The organism is Humidesulfovibrio sp. (genome assembly GCF_031082295.1).
GTDB lineage: Bacteria > Desulfobacterota > Desulfovibrionia > Desulfovibrionales > Desulfovibrionaceae > Humidesulfovibrio.
In genome coordinates this window covers 16361-34524 of record NZ_JAVHLD010000033.1, presented here as the reverse complement: position 1 = coordinate 34524, position 18164 = coordinate 16361, and the positions used below count along the sequence as shown (strand labels likewise).

The window sequence follows — 18164 nt, the reverse complement described above, 5'->3', positions numbered from 1 at the left end:
CAACCGTGCGCGGGGCTTTTTGTCGTCTTCGACAAAAAACCCGCGCACATTGCCAGGGCCAGCCCAGCCGACGCGCCTGCCCAGGACACCGGCGGGGTCCAGGGACGGCGCCCCTGGCCGGAGGCATTCCCGGCCTTGCTACTTCGCCTTCTTGGCGGCGGGCTTTTTGGCTGCGGGCTTGGCGGCCGGTTTGGGTTCTGTGGCGGGCAGATCTGCGGCCCAGCCGAGGAGCGCCTCGGAGATCTTGCGTGCCTGCTCGACGTTGGAGATGTTGAACTTGCTCTGCTGCTTGTATTCGCCGCCGGTTTTCTTGTAGCGGCGCACGGAGAAGGCCACCGGGCCGTAGTCGGTGCGGGCGCGGTCCATTTCGCGGTACATGAAGAGGATGGTGGTCCAGGCTCCGCGCGAGAGGATGACCTTGTCCAGTTCCTCGCGCACGAGCACGCCTTCTTCCTCGAAGCTGATGGTGATGTCGTCCACGGTTTCGGCCATGGTGCCCCCCTTGAAGATGTATGGTCTGGAGCCGGGCTCTACCCCAGCGCGGCCATGTTGTCCAGAATGCGGTCCAGGAGTCGGCGCAGGTCGCCCAGGCGTTCCGGGCGCTCGAGGAGTTTCGGCAGCGGCTGGATGTAGGGCTGGGCGTCGGCCCGGAGCTCGTCGGCGCAGTGCTCGGCGATCTCACGCATGCTCTCGGCGTTGGTTTCCAGGTGGAACTGCAGGCCCACGACCCGGCCCTCGCAGGCCTCGAAGGCCTGGTGCGCGCAGGCCTCGCTCTTGGCGGTCCAGAGGGCGCCCTCGGGGATGGAGAAGGTGTCGCCGTGCCAGTGGAAGGCCTCGTAGGCTTGGGGCAGCCCGGCGAAGACGCGGCTCTGCGCGGCCTGGGGCGTGGCCTGCACCTGGTGCCAGCCGATCTCGCCGTAGCGGTTGCGCGTGACCTGCCCGCCCAGCACCACGGACAAAAGCTGCGCGCCCAGGCACACGCCCAGGATGCGCTTGCCCGCGTCCACGGCTTGGCGCAGGAAGCGCTTTTCCCCGGCCAGCCAGGGGTACTTGTCCTCGTCGTAGACGCCCATCGGCCCGCCCATGACCAGCAGCCAGTCGAAGCTGGAGAGTTCCGGCAGGGCCTCGCCTTTCCAGAGGTCGGTGTGGGCCAGGCTGTGGCCGTACTCGGCGGCCCAGACGGCCAGCTCGGCCTCTCGTTCAAAGCTTTCGTGACGGATTCCGTGCAGGCGCAGAGGCATGGGGGGGGTTCTCCAGGGTTTGCCGGGCCTAGAGGCTCAGCAGGTAGTGGTCCACGGGGGCGAAGTCGTCGGTGAGCACCGGGGGATCGCCGGGGTGCGGCGGGCCGGGCTCGTAGCGCGCGTCCAGCATGGCCTGCAGCTCCGCGTCGGGGCTTGTGAACAGGGGTGCGGCGGGCGACTTGAAGGCCACCAGCATGATGTTCTGGAAATCGGCGGGGTCGTCCCTGTTGCCCACGAGGAAGCTCTCCACGCGCGGGAACACGGACTTGTAGGTGGCCAGCAAAGCCCGGTAGAAGCGGCTGCGCGGGCCTGTGGCGGCGCTGATGCAGTTCACCAGCACCACGCCGTCGGCGTCCAGCGCCTGGGAGAGCCCGCGCACCGTCTCCTGTGTGGCCAGATGGAAGGGCACGGAATAGTGGCTGGTGAACACGTCCATCAGGGCCACCTGGTAGGGCTGCGAACCCTGGGCTCTGGCCAGGAAGCGCCGGGCGTCGTCGTGGTGCACGCGGACGTCCGGATGGCCCGGCCAGCCGAAATGCTCGCCCGCAATGGCAGTGATGCCCGGGTCAATCTCCACCACGTCCAGGCTCGGCTGCCCGCCGAACTCGTGGGGCTGGCTCAGCACATACTTTGGGAAGGAGTAGCCGCCGCCGCCGAGCATGAGCATGCGGCGCAGGTCCGGCCGGAAATGCCCGGCCAGGCGGTAGAAGCGCGTGTAGGGCACGGCCAGGGCCTGGGGTTCGTCCGGAAACATGGCCGACTGCACGCCCTCCGGCCCGGTGGCCAGCACGCGCGTCTCCCTGCCGGAGACGACGCTCTGGGTGCTGAACACCAGCACGCGTTGGTAGCTGGTGTCGAGGTCGAACAGGCCCACGGCGGACTGGAGCCGCGCGTCATACAGGCTCAGGGTTCCGGCGACCGCCACGATGAGCGCCAGCGCTCCGAGCTTGCCCAGCGCATCGCCCCGGTGCACGCAGGCCGAGGCCAGCACGAGCACCCCGGCCATGCACAGGATGATGTTGGTGGTGCCAAGGGTGGCCGTGAGCCAGAACCCGGCGGCGAAGGTGCCCACGATGCTGCCCAGGGTCGACAGGGCGTACAGGTTCCCGGCGGTGCGGCCGGAGCTGGACGCGCTCTCCATGCGCAGGCGCACGGCGAACGGCGAGACCATGCCCAGAAGCACCGAGGCCGGGCCGAACAGGATCAGCGTGGCCGCCAGGGTCGCGCCGGCCATGTTCAGGGGCATATCCGACACGCCAAGGGACGATTTGTGCAGCAGGAAGGTCAAGAGCAGGCCCTTGCTCGCGGCCATGAACAGCGTGGTCACGGCGGCCAGCAGAATCAGGCGGGAGAGGAGCTTCGGCTCGGGCCGGCGGTCGGCCAGGCGGCCGCCCCACCAGTAGCCGAGGGAGAGCGCCCCCAGCACCACGCCGATGAGGCTGGTCCAGACCACGATGGAAGTGCCGAGGAAGGGCGCAAGCACGCGCGAGCCCGTGAGCTCCAGCACCATGACCACGGCCCCGCAAAGAAATACCGCAAGTTCAAGCATCGTCATCGCTCCGCAGGAATATCGGAAACATTACGACGGCCCGGCGCCAAAGGGCAAGGGGGCTGAGGGGCGGCCCTGGGCTACAGGTCCACCAGATTCACGTCCGAGGCCGACAGCGGCTCGCCCAGGAAAATTTCGCCCACGCGGGCGAAGCGCTCCGGGTCGTCGGTGGCGAAGAAGCGGACGGTTCCCGTCCCATCGCCATCGGGCCGCAGCAGCTTGCGCACGCCAAGCTCCTCGGCCACCCAGCGGGCCGTGGTCTCGGCGGAGTCGATGAGGCACACGCCCTGGGGCAGCACGCCCTGGATGGCCTGGGCCAGCACCGGGAAGTGCGTGCAGCCGAGCACCAGGCAGTCCGGGCCGCCCTCGGGGAACTCGGCCATGAGCGGGTCCAGGTAGCGCCGGGCGATGTCCGTCACCACCTGGCCGTCGATCCAGCCCTCCTCCGCCAGGGAGACGAAGAGCTGGGCGGGCCGGGTGGCGATGGTGGCCTCCGGGCGGCGGCGCAGGATGGCGCCCTGGTAGGCCGCGCCGCGCACGGTGCCGCCGGTGGCTATGACCGCGATGCGGCCGCGCGGGGCGCAGGCGCAGGCGGCGGCGGCGCCGGGCTCGATGACGCCGGTGCAGGGCAGGCCGGGGTAGGCCTCGGCCAGGCCGGGCATGGCCACGGAAGACGCGGTGTTGCAGGCCACAACGAGCATCTTCACGCCGATGTCCACCAGCACGCGGGTGGTCTGCAGCGCGTAGCGGGCCACGGTGGCGCCGCTCTTGGTGCCGTAGGGCAGCCGGGCGGTGTCGCCCAGGTACAGGAAATTCTCGGCGGGCAGCGCGCGTTTGAGCGCCCGCAGGACGGTCAGCCCGCCCACGCCGGAGTCGAAAACGCCGATGGGAAGTGAGGAGGTTTCAGTGCTCATGGTTGGGGAGTTGTGCACCGGGACGGGGGTGGGAGTCAACGCCCCTCACCCCTCCAACATCCGCTTCGCCTCGCCCTCGTCCTCCACGATCTCAAACGCGGCGCGGAGTTCGTCCGGCACCTTGGTGGGGCGGCCGGTCTTCAGGTCCACGAACACCCACATGGTCTCGGCCTCGGCCAGCACGCACCTGTCCGCCGCGCGCCAGAACAGGTACTTGCGCGGGCTCATGCGCGGGCTGAACCCCGCGATCCAGGTGCAGGTGGTCAGCACCTCGCCCAGGAAGGCCGGGCGCTTGTAGGTTATGGTGTGCGAGCGCACCACCCAGCCCATGCCCTCGGCCGCGTAGCGCTGCATGGACCAGCCCTGGGCCGTGGAGTGGGCCACGGCGACGTCCTGCATCCACTTGAGGTAGCGCAGGTTGTTCACATGGCCCTGGATGTCGATGTCCGACTCCACCACCGTGTGCTCTCGGGTGAAGATGCGCGGCACAGCGGCCCCCGGCTAGAGTTTCACGCCGGAGCGCACCAGCGACACCATGCCCCCGGCAACGTTGTAGGCATTGGTGATGCCCGCCGCGGCCAGGGTGACGAGGGCCTCATAAGAGCGCGCGCCGGTGTTGCACAGGAGCACGACCTTGCGGTCGCGGGGAAGCTCATCGATGCGCCGGGCCAACTCGCCCTGGGGGATGTGGTGCCACAGGTCGGGGTATTTCTCCACAAAGGGCGCGGCATTGCCCAGCTCACGGCAGTCCAGGAAATACGTCGCCCCGGACTCGCGTTGGGCGAAGAGTTCGGCGAACTCGTGCGGCAGCAGGCTGCGGTTGCGCCCGGCGAGCACGTTCTCGGCCACGTTGGCCAGCATGTTCAGGATGTCCAGCGCCGTGGTGAAGGGCGGCGAATAGGGCAGCTCAACGTTGCTCACGTCGGCCACAGTGGCCCGCTGCGGCAGCATGGCCGCGACCGTGTTGATGCGCCCGATGAGCGCATCCCCCATCTCGGACACGCCCTGCACCCCGAGCACGCGCCCGGTGCCGCGCTCGGCCACCATGTCGAGAAACATGAATCCCTTGTCCGGGTAGAAATGCGCACGGTCCAGCTGGCTCGCGTGCACCTGCACGGCGTCGAGACCGGCGCGCCGGGCGGCCTCCAGGGTCAGGCCCGTGCCTGCGGCGGCCAGGTCGAACAGCTTCACGCACCAGGAGCCCGCGGCCCCCGGTGTGCGGCTGTCGCCCCCGGCCAGATTGTCGCCGATGACGCGGCCCTGCCTGTTGGCCAGGGAACCCAGAGGCAGGTACATGGGCTGCCCAGTCACCAGTCCAGAAAGCTCCACGCAGTCGCCGCCCGCAAAGATGTCCGGGTCCGAGGTTTCAAGGCGGTCGTTGACGGTGATGCCTCCGCGAGGCGAGACGTCCAGCCCGGCCTCGCTGGCCAGGCCGGAATTCGGCGCCACGCCCACTGCCATGATCACCAGGTCCGCGGCCAGGGTCTCGCCAGTGCCCAGCACCACGCGCTCGGCCCGGCCCGCCCCCTCGATGGCGACAACCTGGCAGCCCAGGCGGAAGGCCACGCCCTTGTCCTGCATGTGCAGCCGGGCCATGTGCGCCAGAGTACGGTCAAGCACGGTGGGCAGCACGTGCCCGGCATACTCCACCACCGTGGTCTGAACGCCCCACATGTCGGCCACGGCCACGGCCATCTCCAACCCGATGAAGCCCGCGCCGATGATCACGGCGCTGCCGACCTCCCCTGCCGTGAGCCGGGCGCGGATCTCCACCGCGGCGTCCAAATCGGCCACGGCGAACACGCCGGGCAGGTCCGCGCCAGGGATGGGCAGCCTGCGTGGCGTGCTGCCCGTGGCGATGACCAGCTTGTCGTAGGGCAGCGTCTCCTCGGCCCCTGTGGCCAGGGTGCGCACGCGCACGGTCTTGGCCGCGCGGTCAATGGCCACCGCCTCCACTCCGGGGCGCACCTCGATGTCCTTGGTGTCGCGGAAGAACTTCTCATCGCGCAGCAGGTGAAAGGAGGTGGACTGGAGCTCGGCGGCGTCGCTCACGTCGCCGGAGACATAGTACGGGATGCCGCAGCCACCATAGGAGATGCGCAGGCCCCGGTCGAGCATGATGACATTGGCCTCGGGCTCCAGGCGCTTGAGGCGGCAGGCCGCCTTTGGCCCCAGGGCAACGGCCCCTATGACGATGATGTTCCGGCCCATGCACTCCCCCTCGTTCAGGCCCGGCGGGCCTCGAATTCTGCTACGATTTCGGCCACGCGGCCCACGATGTAGTCACTCATGGCCTGCACCTCGTCAGCGGTCTTGCGCGGCATGCCCTGGCACAGCTCCTTCACGCGCTCCTCACCGAGCCCGGCCATCTTCTCCAGCAAGTAGCTCTCCGGCTCGTTGTCGTCCACGAAGCCGCCGCAGCCGCCCACCATGCCAATCAGCGAGCCGTCGAGGAACAGCGGTACGCAGACCACAAGCATGCCGGCATCGCAGTCGGCCGTTGCGGCGGCACCGGTCTCGCGCACCTCGTGGCCCATCACCTGGTTGATGACCGCGCAAATGCCCGTGGCGGCGGTCTTGTTCTCACGCAGGGCAAGGCACAGGCGGTTGTCCCAGGTGGAATGGCCGGTGAAGGGTGAACCCTGGGCGTTGTAGACATGGGCGTTCACGCCGAAACGTTCCGTGATGTCTCGCTCCAGTTCGGCCCAGCCCGAAACGGGCAGAATATCAGTCATTTCCATGCGCAACCTCCAACACCATGAAATTTGATCGGCCTCTTCTGGCACATGCTATCAAAGCCGTCAAACAAAGCGTCATGCACCAGTGTACACTAACCTTCCTGAGCACATATGGATATATTTTTCTATTTTCAGAGGAATCTGGTTGACATCAATTCAGGAAGGATTACTATTTGTGCCAGACAACAAGGAGGAAATATGGGCAGCCTTCGTGACTATCGCGACCTTGAGATCGACTGGAGCATGACCCCCTGGGACGCAGTGACCCTGTACCTTGAGTGGGGCAACAATTCCTGGCACGCGCAGCACCAGCCCGTGCGCTCCAAGGCCGACTACAGCAACTATTTCGTGGTCTACACCTGGGACAAGCAGCCCAGGGCCATCCTGGTCCGGCGCAATTCCGAGGAAGCCCGCGAGCTCGTCCAACTGGATTTGCCCGAGGAAATGGGCCGGAAGTTTCTGGAATCCGTGGGCCACCTGAAGGGCGTCTACCCGCCCAACGAGGAAGTCCGGCAATGGCTTGAAACCCAGCTGCACGCCAAGAATTAAGGACGAGGAACGTTTTTCAAGACGAACGGCTTTGCAAGACGAACCCCTCCCAGAACAGCTTCATCCTCCTCTCCCCGGGGCCGGGCAACCGGCCCCATTGTTTTTTCGGCGCCTGGGCGGTTGCCACCGACCCCGCTGCCGCGCTACTGTGCGCCATGCCACAGCCATCAGCCCCACCCCGCCGTTTGCCGCCGCGCCGCGCCATCCTCGCCGCGCGCCTTGCCCTGGGCCTCGTTCTCGCCCTGGCCTTGTCGTCCTGCCTGAGCATGCCCAAGATGCTCGGCGGCTCCGACGACGCCGTGCTTGTCCTCGACGGCGAGCAGGGCCACGAAGTCCGGCTGCCCAAAGGCGCCGCGCTGACCCTCGACATGCGCGACCCCGGCTTGAGCGGCTACAGCTTTGCCGGGGCGTCCTTCGACCCCGACCTGCTTCGCCTGGACGGCATCACCCCGCCGACCTCCGGCCGGGTGCGCTACATGTTCAAGGCCAAGGCCAAGGGCGAGTCGGACATCCAGATCAAGATCAAGAAAAGCGAGCCGGGATACCGGCCCGATGTGTACAAGCTGGTCCACGTCATCATCGAGTAGACGGCGCAGGCGCCGACGCCTCGGGGACGCAAACGCGCGCGGCCCGGCTGGGAGAGCATCCCGCCGGGCCGCGCGCAGTTGTGGGGCCGGGGCTATTCCGCGACCAGCGTGGTCCGCCCGTCCTCGACGTAGTACAAAACTGTGTAGCGCGCGCCGAGGTTGGCCAGGAGGCTCTGCACCGTGTGCTCGCCCATCTGCCCGATGCGCACGTAGGCGTGCCGGAAGCCGGGGTCGACGTGGTCGTACGAGGTGAAGACCGAGGCGTAGCGCACGCCCTCGGCGCGGATGTCGGCCAGCAGCGCCGCCAGGGGGCCGGGCTTGGCGTCGAGCTTGAAGGCGATCTGCGGCCCGCCGCGGGCGACGCCGGAGACCGAGCACAGGAAGCGCATCACGTCGGCCACGGTGATGATGCCCACCAGCCGCCCCACCGAGTCCACCACGGGCAACCCGCCGAACTTGTGGCGCTGGAGTATGTTGGAGACGATGTCCACCGGGGTGGTCAGGGTGACGGTAAGGGGCTCGGAGGTCATGATGTCCGCGGCGCGGAGCTTGGCCAGGCTGCCGCCGGTGGCGTGATCGCCGGGGAGGAACTTGGAGGGCATGGCGTCGCGGATGTCGCGGTCGGAAACGATGCCCGCCAGCATGCCCTGCTCGTCGATGACCGGGAACTGCCGAATTCGTTTGGATCGCATGATCTCCGCCGCGTCGACAACGGTGGTCTTCAGTCCTAGGGTGATGACATTCCTGGTCATCCAGTCGCGTACGAGCATGGGCGGCTCCTCCGGAAATTTGGCTTGTGGTGCAAGCATACCCGTCCGGGGGGAAAAGTCAAAGGTTCCGCACTGCCCCAAGCCCTGATGCCGCTTGCGACCCGCGGGGTGAAAAAAAGGGGAGCGCCCTTGCGGACGCTCCCCATAAGGATCGCTTGCAGTTGTCTTTCGACGACTACATGGTGGCGCCGGAGGCGGCCTTCTGCATCTTGACTTCGACCTTCTCGGTCAGGCCGGCGTAGTACTTGCGCAGGATGACCAGGCACTCCTCGCGACCGAAGTGATCGGGCACGTCGCCACCCTCGGACAGCAGCTTGCGCAGCTTGGTGCCGGACAGGATGACGCGGTCTTCCTTGGAGTGGGGGCAGGTGCGCAGGGAGGCCATGCCGTCGCACTTCACGCAGTAGAAGGTCCAGTCGATCTTCATGGCCTGGGTCAGCAGGTCCTTGGCGGGGTTGCCGGAGACCGGGATCTTGTCGAAGATCTCCTGGGCCTCGAACATGCCGTAGAAGTCGCCGACGCCGGCGTGGTCACGACCGACCAGCAGGTCGCTCATGCCGTAGTTCTGACGGAACAGGGCGTGCAGCAGGGCCTCGCGGGGACCGGCGTAGCGCATGTCCAGGGGGTAGCCGGCCTGGATCACGTTCTTCTTCACGAAGTAGTGCTCGACCAGGGTGTTGATGGCGTCAACGCGGACTTCGGCCGGGATGTCGCCGGGCTTCAGGGCGCCAACCAGGGAGTGGATGACGACGCCGTCGCACACTTCAACGCCGATCTTGCACAGGTACTCGTGGGAGCGGTGCATCGGGTTGCGCAGCTGCAGGGCGGCGACTTTCTTCCAGCCGCGCTCGTCCATCTCGGCGCGCAGCTGAGCGGGGGTCTTGTAGACGCCGGGGAACTTCTCGGGGAAGCCGCCCTCGGACAGGACCTTCACAGGACCGGCCAGGCAGAACTTCTTGCGGGCGAGGACCATCTGAACACCGGGGTGATCTTTGATGGCGGTGCCCATGAAGTCGGTCTGGGAGTCGGCGCCTTCGCCCTTGTAGACCTTCTCGCACTCCATGGTCTTCTCGGCGTCGGACAGCTCGAACACTTCGGTGACCTTCATGGTGGCCATGATGGTGCCGTTGCGCTCAAGGGTGATCTCCTCGCCGGCCTTGACGGAGGCGTCGTCGGTGGCCAGCATCACGGGGATGGGCCAGAAGGTGCCGTCGGTCATGGTGAACTTTTCGCAAACGCTCTTCCAGTCGGCCTTGCCCATGAAGCCGGTCAGCGGGCTGAAGCCGCCGATGCCCATCATGATCAGGTCGCCCTTTTCCTGGGAGGAAATTTCGATCTTCTTCAGGCCAGCGGCCTTCTTGGTCTCGGCGGCCAGTTCGGCGCCTTCGAGCAAGCAGCAGACGAGGCCTTTGCCACCATGCGGGGGAACGAGTTTAGATGCCATCTACGTTTCTCCTTGAAAAAAAAGCGGGTTGATGTGTACCACTACCTCTGCCAAAGCCTTGGCCCCAAGGGATCGCGCCATACTCGGCGACGCCCTGGGGCTCTGGTGGTCATCGTCCTGACTGGCGCTTGCGCCAGTTGTCGGGCCTTGTTGCAGGCATCGCATGCGATGCCCGCCACCCGTGGACTGTATAAGCGTCGCGACTATGAACAGATTGTGAAAGTTGTGTCAAGCCATATTTCCCGCCAGGCCCAAGGAATGATGAAAAATGCCAGCAATCCATTGGCGCCCAAGGGATTAGCACCCGCCACGCCCGCAACCAGAAAAAGGCTTGCAAGAATTTGCGGACCTGGTGTATAGGCACACACGCTACGTCAAAAAAATGCGGCTTGTGATCAAAATCACGAAGAAGCCAAGGATCATGCGCCCGTTACCGCCCGGCCACTCCGGCAGGTCAGGCGGAGTCACGGGGCAAAAATCCTTTCCAACCGGGGGCTTCCGGCGGGGTGGAGAACGGGGTGCGGACCCTTGTTCAAAAATTCACTTTCGTCTTGACACCCCTGGAAAGGCTTGATAATCGTCTTTTTTCACAAGTCCGTGCCTGTTGTAGAGCACGTAGTTGGCTGTGGATCGTGTCGGTAACTGCTTTAATTTAAACCTGTTAGGAGGAGTGTTATGCCGACCTTTGTTAATCCGGAAAAATGCGACGGCTGCAAGGGTGGCGAGAAGACCGCTTGCATGTACATTTGCCCGAACGACCTCATGATTCTGGATCCGGACGCCATGAAGGCGTACAACCAGGAGCCTGATGCCTGCTGGGAATGTTACTCTTGCGTGAAAATCTGCCCCCAGGGCGCCATTGAAGCCCGCCCCTACGCCGACTTCGCCCCCATGGGTGGAACCTCCATCCCCATGCGCTCGGCTGAAGACATCATGTGGACTGTTAAGTTCCGCAACGGCTCCGTGAAGCGCTTTAAGTTCCCCATCCGCACCACCCCTGAAGGTTCCATCAACTGCTTCGGTGGCAAGCCCGAGCCCGGCAACCTGGACGACGAGCTGCTCTTCACTGAGACCGCCGCCATGCTGACGACGCCTGAGAACGCCATCCAGAAGAAGTTCGAACTGGCCGAGGCTGACAAGTCTCAGTGCTGGCTCGACGCCGTTTGCGACTAGCACTCGGCCTGGTTTCGTGGCGATCTGAGTTAAGAGTCTCTACTCTATTAACACTATGAGAGCATACGGAGGTAGCTATGCCTCAGATTCCTTCTAAAGAAATCGTCAAAGGTGTCCCCCTGGCCGAGCCGACGATTGTCGAAATGCATGCTGACATCCTGATGGTTGGCGGCGGCATGGGCAATTGCGGCGCCGCCTTCGAGGCCGTCGCCTGGGCTGACAAGTTCGGCAAGGACATCTCCATCATGTTGTTGGACAAGGCCTCCCTCGAGCGTTCCGGCGCCGTGGCCCAGGGCCTTTCCGCCATCAACACCTACGTCGGCAAAGAGCAGAAGCCGGACGACTACGTCCGCATGGTCCGCACCGACCTCATGGGTCTGGTCCGCGAAGACCTGATCTACGACCTGGGCCGTCACGTTGACGACTCCGTCCACCTGTTCGAAGAGTGGGGCCTGCCCGTCTGGATCAAGAAAGACGGCAAGAACCTCGACGGCGCCCAGGCCAAGGCCGCCGGCCTGTCCCTGCGCAACGGCGACGCCCCCGTGCGTTCCGGCCGTTGGCAGATCATGATCAACGGTGAGTCCTACAAGGTCATCGTTGCTGAAGCCGCGAAGAAGGCCCTGGGTGACGACCGTTACCTCGAGCGTATCTTCATCGTGAAGCTGCTCCTGGATGCCAACACCCCGAACCGCATCGCCGGCGCCGTGGGCTTCAGCACCCGTGAGAACAAAGTGTACGTCTTCACCTGCAATGCTTGCCTCGTGGCTTGCGGCGGCGCGGTCAACGTGTTCCGTCCCCGCTCCATGGGTGAAGGCATGGGCCGCGCCTGGTACCCGGTTTGGAACGCTGGTTCCACCTACACCATGTGCGCTCAGGTTGGCGCCGAAATGACCATGATGGAAAACCGCTTCGTCCCCGCCCGCTTCAAGGACGGTTACGGCCCGGTCGGCGCTTGGTTCCTTCTGTTCAAGGCCAAGGCCACGAACTACAAGGGCGAAGACTACTGCGCCACCAACCGCGCCATGCTGAAGCCCTACGAGGATCGCGGCTACGCCAAGGGTCACATCATCCCGACCTGCCTGCGTAACCACATGATGCTCCGTGAAATGCGTGAAGGCCGCGGCCCGATCTTCATGGACACCAAGACCGCCCTGCTCACCACCGTCAACGGCGACCTGAAGGGTGCCGAGTGGAAGCACCTCGAGTCCGAGGCTTGGGAAGACTTCCTCGACATGTGCGTTGGCATGGCCAACCTGTGGGCCTGCACCAACTGCGCTCCTGAAGAGCGTGGCTCCGAGATCATGCCCACCGAGCCTTACCTGCTCGGTTCGCACTCCGGCTGCTGCGGCATCTGGGTTTCCGGTCCGGACGAGGCCTGGGTTCCCGAGGAGTACAAAGTCCGCGCCGCCAACGGCAAGGTCTACAACCGCATGACCACCGTCGAAGGTCTCTGGACCTGCGCTGACGGCGTTGGCGCCTCCGGCCACAAGTTCTCCTCCGGTTCCCACGCTGAAGGCCGCATCTGCGGCAAGCAGATGGTGCGCTGGGTCATCGACCACAAGGACTTCAAGCCCACCCTCCAGGTGAAGGCTGCTGACCTTGCCAAGGAGATCTACCAGCCCTGGTACACCTACGAGCAGTTCAAGGGTGCTTCCACCGCTCCGGAGATCAACCCGAACTACATCACCCCCAAGAACTTCATGATGCGCTTGATCAAGTGCTCGGACGAGTACGGCGGAGGCGTTGCCACCCTGTACATGACCTCCGGCGCCCTGCTCAAGACCGCCTTCTGGCTCATGGGCATGCTTGAGGAAGACTCCAAGAAGCTGGCCGCCCGCGACCTGCACGAACTGATGCGCGCCTGGGAGCAGTTCCACCGTCTGTGGACCGTGCGCCTGCACCTGCAGCACATCGAGTTCCGCGAGGAAACCCGCTACCCCGGCTTCTACTACCGTGGCGACGCCATGGGCCTGGACGACGCGAAGTGGAAGTGCTTCGTCAACTCCAAGTACGACCCGACCAAGAAAGAGATCAAGATCTTCAAGAAGCCTTACATCCAGATCATCCCTGACGCCCAGTAGGGAAGTTCGTTGAAAATGGGCGGCCGTGAGCCTCGGGCTTGCGGCCGCCCTGCTTCCCAGACGGGGAAGTGGTCTGAACCCGGACTGGAACAGCCTCGTTGCAGTCCGGGTTCGGGCCATTTCAACTGCTGGGGCAATTTCCGCCCGTTCGGGGGCATTTAGCGGGGAGGGCCAAGCCGGGGCCATCCCCGAAGTCATGCCCAAGCGGGCAAGGGAAAATCCCACGCCGTGGCGCATGCCGTTCGGCCCAGGCGAGTCAATGGCCTGCCTGGCACACTTACAGAGGGAGGACAGCGAATGTCGAACAACAGTATTCTCGTCGTAGGCGGGGGATTCGCCGGGATCACCGCCGCCCTCGAGGCCGCCGAAGTCGGCCACGAGGTCTACATCGTCGAGACCAATCCGTATCTCGGCGGACGGGTGGCGCAGCTCAACCAATATTTCCCGAAGCTCTGCCCGCCTTCTTGCGGCCTGGAAATCCAGTTCCAGCGCATCAAGAACAACCCCAAGGTCAAATTCTTCACCATGAGTGAAGTCGTCAGCGTGACTGGCGGTCCGGGCGCTTTTGATGTCAAAATCAAAGAGCGCCCTCGCTTTGTCAACGCCAACTGCACCATGTGCGGCGAGTGCGAAAAGGCCGCCACCACCACCGTGAAGAGCGAGTTCGAGTTCGGCCTGGCCGAGCGCAAGGTGGCCTACTCCACGCACCTGTTCGCCTTCCCGCAGCGCTACGTGGTCGACGCGGCCGCCTGCGCCCCCGGCGAGCTGGACAAGATCAAGGACGCCTGCCCCTACAACGCCATCGAGACCGCCGACGCCGAGAAGACCTTTGATCTCTCCGTCGGCTCCATCGTCTGGGCGACCGGCTGGAAGCCCTACGACATGGCCAAGCTGGACAACCTGGGCGGCGGCAAGCTGGCCAACGTGGTCTCCAACATGCAGTTCGAGCGCCTGGCCGCTCCGAACGGCCCCACGAACGGCAAGATCGAGCGTCCCAGCGACGGCAAGGCTCCCAAGCGCATCGCCTTCGTGCAGTGCGCCGGTTCCCGCGACGAGAACCACCTGAACTACTGCTCGTACATCTGCTGCATGGCTTCCCTGAAGCATGTCACCTACATCCGCGAGAAGCTGCCCGAGGCCCAGGTCGTGGTCTACTACATCGACCTGCGCACCCCCGGCCGCTACGACAACTTCATGCAGAAGGTCGCGGCCGACGACAAGCTCACCCTGGTCAAGGGCAAGGTCGCCAAGATCGTCGAGTGCGAGTGCAAGAGCCCGATCCTCACCGTCGAAGACGCCGTCACCGGCATCAAGGGCGAGGAGCGCTTCGACATGGTGGTTCTGGCCACCGGCATGCAGCCGAGCTGCGCGGGCTCCAAGCTGCCCGTGGAGCTTCCTGTTGATGATGACGGCTTCATCATCGGCGGCGCCGAGAAGGGCGTGTTCGCCGCAGGATGCGCCAAGCTGCCCCTGGACGTGATGAAGACCGCCCAGACCGGCACCGGCGCTGCCCTGAAAGCCATTCAAAACGTGGTGGGGAGGTAGCCAATGGCTGAAAAGCTTGGAGTATACATCTGTTCCGGATGCGACATCGGCAAGGCGCTCGAAATGGCGCCGCTGATGGAAGCCGTCACCAAAGGTAAACTCGCGGGCAACTGCCCGGTCGTGAAGCAGAACCCCGTGCTCTGCAGCCCCGAAGCCGTGGCCGAGATCGAGGCCGACATCGCGGCCAACGGCCTGGACGGCGTCGTCGTCTGCGCCTGCTCGCCCCGCGTCAAGTGGGACATCTTCAAGTTCGGCCAGGCTGTCCAGGTCGAGCGCGTGAACCTGCGCGAGCAGTGCGTGTGGAGCTTCCGCGAGGACGAGAAAGTCCCCGGCCTGCTTCCGCTCATGGCCAAGGACTACATCAAGATGGGCGTGATGAAGCTCTCCAAGAGCCGCATCCCCGCCCCGGAAGTGCCCGAGACCTTCAAGACCATCATGGTGCTGGGCGGCGGCTTCACCGGCCTGAACGCAGCGCTTGAGGCCGCCAAGCTCGGCCGCGACGTGGTCCTGGTCGAGAAGGCCGCCACCCTGGGCGGCAAGGCTGCGACCATGTACAAGACCTTCCCCATGAGCCACCCCTACCTCAAGGCTGAGGACACGGGCGTGGAGAAGCTCATCGCGGAAGTGACCAGCAACGCCAAGATCAAGGTGATGACCAGCGCCGAGCTCAAGTCCGTCGAGGGCGCGCCCGGCCAGTACAACGTCACCGTGAGCGCCGGCGGCGAGCAGAAGCTCGAGATCGGCGCCATCGTCCTGGCCACCGGCTGGGTTCCCGGCGACACGGGCTTCCTGGCCCCCATGGGCTACGGCAGCATCAAGAACGTCGTCACCGCCGCCGAGTTCGAGGCCATGGCCAAGGCCGGCAGCATCGCCCGCCCGTCCGATGGCAAGGCCCCCGCTAGCGTGGCCTTCCTGACCGACGTGAGCCTGTGCACCAAGGCCGTCCCGGCCGAGGAAGAGGCCGTCGAAGGCGAGGCCGCTCCGGCTGCCGAGGCCGAGGAAGCCCCGGCCTACCCCGACAAGGAAAACGCCAAGCACCTGGCCTACAGCTCCGAGCTCACCAGCCTGGTGGCCCTGAAGCAGGCCGGGTACGTGCGCGAGAAGCTGGGCGACGCCGTGGCCTTCGTGCTCTACGACCACATGATGGTCCCGGGCATCAACGAGCGCTACTACAAGGCCGCCCAGGACGACGCTGGCGTCATGCTCTCCAAGGCCACCATCACCAAGGTGAGCGAGGATGCCGACGGCGGCGTCATCGTGGCGGCCAAGGACACCCTGCTCGGCGCCGATGTCGAGATCAAGGCCGACCTGGTCGTCCTGCCCACGGCCATCGTGCCCGTCACCGCGCACGACGCCACCATGAACCTGAGCTACCGCCAGGGCCCGGGCTTCCCCGAGCTTGAGCTGTTCGACGGCTTCGTGGACTCCAACTACATCTGCTTCCCCTACGAGACTCGCCGCACCGGCGTTTACGCCGCTGGCTGCGTGCGTCAGCCCATGACGCTGGCAAACGCCAAGGAAGACGCCGCGGGCGCCGTCCTGAAGGCCGTGCAGTGCATCGGCAGCGCCAACCGCGGCGTGGCCGTGCACCCGCGTTCCGGCGACGTGAGCTACCCGGTGTTCAACTTCCAGCGTTGCACCCAGTGCAAGCGCTGCACCGAGGAATGCCCGTTCGGCGCTCTCGACGACGACGAGAAGGGAACGCCGAAGCCCAACCCGACGCGTTGCCGCCGCTGCGGCACCTGCATGGGCGCCTGCCCCGAGCGCGTCATCAGCTTCGACAACTACAACATCGACCAGATCGGCTCCATGATCAAGGAAGTCTACGTTCCTGACGACATGGTCGCCGGCGGCCCGCGCGTCATCGTGCTGGCCTGCGAGAACGACGCCTACCCGGCGCTGGACATGGCCGCCTTCCGCGGCAAGAGCTGGAGCCCGTATGTGCGCTTCGTGCCCGTGCGCTGCCTTGGCTCCGTCAATGCCATCTGGGTGGCCGACGCCATCAGCAAGGGCGTGGACGGCGTGATCATGCTGGGCTGCAAGTACGGCCCGGATTACCAGTGCCACTTCGTCAAGGGCTCGGAGCTGTGCAGCCGCCGCAAGACCAACATCGCGGAGTCCCTGGGACGCCTTGGTGTCGAGGCCGAGCGCGTGGAACAGTACGAGGTGTCCATCGACGAGTACGACAAGGTGCCGGCGATCATCGAACGCTTCATGACCGAAGTCATCACCAAGTTCGGGCCCAACCCGTTCAAGGGCTACTAGGAGGTTTGGAACCATGTCGAACACCGTCAGGGTTCAACCGGACCTGAAATTCGTTCAGGAACTGCAGCAGGTGGGCGGAGAGTCGCTCAAAAAGTGCTATCAGTGCGCCACCTGCAGTGTTGTCTGCCCCCTGTCCCCGCCCGACGGACCCTATCCCCGCAAGGAGATGGTCTGGGCGCAGTGGGGCCTCAAGGACAGGCTCGTCAACGACATCGACATCTGGCTGTGCCACAACTGCGGCACCTGCTCTGACCTGTGCCCCCGCGGCGCTAAACCCGGCGACCTGCTCTCGGCCCTGCGCAACATGGCCTACCGCAACCTCGCCAAGCCGAGCATCATCGGCAAGTGGATGAGCTCCGCTGCGGGCTTCCCCCTGCTCATGCTCATCCCGGCCGTCATCTACGGCTTGATCTGGTCCATCATGGCCGGCAAGCTGGGCACGGCCTTCCCCCTGTTCGTCACCGACGGACATGGGCTGAAGGTCGCGGCCGAGGGCGCCATCATCTACGGCGGCCTGTTCCCCGGCGACTACACCATCGACCCCATCTTCGGTGCGGTCTTTGTGTTCATGGCCCTGGCCTTTGCCGGTGGCATCGCCAACATGCTCAAAGGCTTCGAGACCCTGCCCAAGACCTACATCGTCGGCCGCGGCAAGGAGCCCAGCTTCCTGAGCTGCCTCATCGACACCCTGAAGGTCGAGGTGGCCCAGCACAGCCGCTTCCAGAACTGCGGCAAGGAAGAGAAGGACGTGCAGCGCTTCACCGGGCACCTCTTCGTCTTCTACGCCTTCATCGCGCTCATGGTCGTCACCAGCGTGGTGGCCGTGGGCCATTGGTTCGGGGCCTTCTTCCTGCAGCACATCCTGGGCCTTGAGGGCGGCCTGGCCGGGCTTATCGCCTGGGCCGGACACACCCCCATGCCGCTGTGGAGCCCGGTCAAGCTGCTGGCCAACGCCGGCGCCGTGGCCCTGGTCTACGGTCTGATGAAGCTGACCAGCCGCCGCACCGCCCTGGATTCCGCCAAGAGCACGAGCAACTGGTACGACTGGTACCTGCTGACCGTGATCTGGGGCATCGCGCTGACGGGCATCGGTTCCGAAATCTTCCGCCTCATCGGGCAGAAGATGCTGGCCTACCCCACCTACTACCTGCACCTGATCTTCGTGTTCATGATGCTGGCCTACCTGCCCTGGTCCAAGCTTGGGCACGTGGTCTACCGCACCGTGGCGCTGGCCTACGCCCGCAAGATCGGTCGCCTGCCCATGGGCGAGATTTAAGCCCTGGCAAGAGTGAGTGGGGTCCGCGCAGC

General features: G+C 65.2%; 16 protein-coding genes. 7 read left to right on the top strand and 9 right to left on the bottom strand.

Annotated features, from left to right (window positions below; all coding sequences use genetic code 11):
- Positions 1-138: 138 nt before the first annotated feature.
- The 7 genes from RDU24_RS13605 to RDU24_RS13575 form a co-directional block, all read right to left on the bottom strand.
- Positions 139-492 (bottom strand): hypothetical protein, encoded by a 354-nt coding sequence (locus RDU24_RS13605; protein ID WP_308736319.1) that lies wholly within the window; start codon positions 490-492, stop codon positions 139-141.
- Between the two features lie 38 nt (positions 493-530).
- Positions 531-1241, bottom strand: a complete 711-nt coding sequence (locus tag RDU24_RS13600; protein WP_308736318.1) for a type 1 glutamine amidotransferase — start codon at positions 1239-1241, stop codon at positions 531-533.
- Positions 1242-1269: 28 nt separating this feature from the next.
- Complete coding sequence (locus tag RDU24_RS13595; protein WP_308736317.1) at positions 1270-2790, bottom strand: fused MFS/spermidine synthase; 1521 nt, start codon at positions 2788-2790, stop codon at positions 1270-1272.
- 80 nt (positions 2791-2870) lie between these two features.
- Positions 2871-3704: a glutamate racemase gene (gene murI / locus RDU24_RS13590; RefSeq protein ID WP_308736316.1), complete on the bottom strand. Its 834-nt coding sequence runs from the start codon at positions 3702-3704 to the stop codon at positions 2871-2873.
- 45 nt (positions 3705-3749) lie between these two features.
- Positions 3750-4193 carry an acyl-CoA thioesterase gene (locus RDU24_RS13585; protein ID WP_308736315.1) on the bottom strand — a complete coding sequence of 148 codons (444 nt, stop codon included), beginning with the start codon at positions 4191-4193 and terminating at the stop codon, positions 3750-3752.
- Between the two features lie 12 nt (positions 4194-4205).
- Complete coding sequence (locus RDU24_RS13580) at positions 4206-5915, bottom strand: FAD-dependent oxidoreductase (RefSeq protein WP_308736314.1); 1710 nt, start codon at positions 5913-5915, stop codon at positions 4206-4208.
- A gap of 14 nt (positions 5916-5929) precedes the next feature.
- A complete protein-coding gene (locus RDU24_RS13575; RefSeq protein WP_308736313.1) occupies positions 5930-6445 on the bottom strand; it encodes a PocR ligand-binding domain-containing protein in 516 nt (171 codons plus the stop codon).
- Between the two features lie 195 nt (positions 6446-6640).
- Between RDU24_RS13575 and RDU24_RS13570 the strand changes: the two genes are divergently transcribed.
- Positions 6641-6991, top strand: coding sequence for a DVU0772 family protein (locus RDU24_RS13570; protein WP_308736312.1), 351 nt, complete (start codon positions 6641-6643; stop codon positions 6989-6991).
- A 155-nt stretch (positions 6992-7146) separates the two neighbouring features.
- A complete protein-coding gene (locus RDU24_RS13565) occupies positions 7147-7578 on the top strand; it encodes a hypothetical protein (protein WP_308736311.1) in 432 nt (143 codons plus the stop codon).
- A 92-nt stretch (positions 7579-7670) separates the two neighbouring features.
- On the opposite strand, the gene RDU24_RS13560 is transcribed toward RDU24_RS13565, so the two are convergent.
- Both RDU24_RS13560 and sat read right to left on the bottom strand, forming a co-directional pair.
- The gene (locus tag RDU24_RS13560; RefSeq protein WP_308736310.1) at positions 7671-8348 is read right to left on the bottom strand and encodes a CBS domain-containing protein; all 678 of its coding nucleotides are present in this window, start codon (positions 8346-8348) and stop codon (positions 7671-7673) included.
- Between the two features lie 175 nt (positions 8349-8523).
- On the bottom strand, positions 8524-9792 hold the full coding sequence (gene sat / locus RDU24_RS13555; protein ID WP_308736309.1) for a sulfate adenylyltransferase: 1269 nt from the start codon (positions 9790-9792) through the stop codon (positions 8524-8526).
- Positions 9793-10467: 675 nt separating this feature from the next.
- On the opposite strand from sat, the gene aprB reads away from it, so the two are divergent.
- The 5 genes from aprB to qmoC all read left to right on the top strand — a co-directional run bounded on the left by aprB (position 10468) and on the right by qmoC (position 18132).
- Complete coding sequence (aprB, locus tag RDU24_RS13550; RefSeq protein ID WP_308736308.1) at positions 10468-10965, top strand: adenylyl-sulfate reductase subunit beta; 498 nt, start codon at positions 10468-10470, stop codon at positions 10963-10965.
- Between the two features lie 77 nt (positions 10966-11042).
- The gene (gene aprA / locus RDU24_RS13545; RefSeq protein ID WP_308736307.1) at positions 11043-13046 is read left to right on the top strand and encodes an adenylyl-sulfate reductase subunit alpha; all 2004 of its coding nucleotides are present in this window, start codon (positions 11043-11045) and stop codon (positions 13044-13046) included.
- Positions 13047-13343: 297 nt separating this feature from the next.
- Positions 13344-14591: a CoB--CoM heterodisulfide reductase iron-sulfur subunit A family protein gene (locus tag RDU24_RS13540; protein ID WP_308736306.1), complete on the top strand. Its 1248-nt coding sequence runs from the start codon at positions 13344-13346 to the stop codon at positions 14589-14591.
- 3 nt (positions 14592-14594) lie between these two features.
- Positions 14595-16856 carry a hydrogenase iron-sulfur subunit gene (locus RDU24_RS13535; RefSeq protein WP_308736305.1) on the top strand — a complete coding sequence of 754 codons (2262 nt, stop codon included), beginning with the start codon at positions 14595-14597 and terminating at the stop codon, positions 16854-16856.
- A gap of 13 nt (positions 16857-16869) precedes the next feature.
- Positions 16870-18132 (top strand): quinone-interacting membrane-bound oxidoreductase complex subunit QmoC, encoded by a 1263-nt coding sequence (gene qmoC / locus RDU24_RS13530; RefSeq protein WP_308736304.1) that lies wholly within the window; start codon positions 16870-16872, stop codon positions 18130-18132.
- Positions 18133-18164: the final 32 nt, after the last annotated feature.